Source organism: Streptomyces sp. XY431 (assembly GCF_001279805.1).
Classification (GTDB): Bacteria; Actinomycetota; Actinomycetes; order Streptomycetales; family Streptomycetaceae; genus Kitasatospora; species Kitasatospora purpeofusca.
The window spans coordinates 1-276 of sequence record NZ_LGDO01000412.1 but is presented as its reverse complement, the minus strand read 5'-3'; the positions used below and the strand labels follow the sequence as shown (position 1 = coordinate 276).

Sequence of the window (276 nt, the reverse complement as noted above, 5' to 3'; positions counted from 1 at the left end):
CCCCTGCCTCTCCCTCGGAGGTTTCTCATGCGTGCCTTCAGCCCGCCCGACTGGTCCGCCGCCCGTGAGGAGCTGCGCACCGCGCTCGCCCTCTCCTCCTGGCCGGACGACCTCGTCGCGGACGCCGAACTCGCCCTCCACGAGCTGTACGTCAACGCCTGGCGCCACGCCGGTTGTCAGGCGCCGACCGTCGTGGTCGTCCTCCTGCCCACCCGCACCCTGCGCGTGTCCGTCGCCGACGACAGCCCCACCCTCCCCGAACCCCGCATCTCCGCC

Annotated in this window: 1 protein-coding gene; it reads left to right on the top strand. The window is 73.2% G+C overall.

Annotated features, from left to right (window positions below; translation table 11 throughout):
• Positions 1-27 precede the first annotated feature (27 nt).
• The coding region (locus ADK60_RS27485; protein ID WP_199839777.1) for an ATP-binding protein at positions 28-276 on the top strand (249 nt) is incomplete at its 3' end.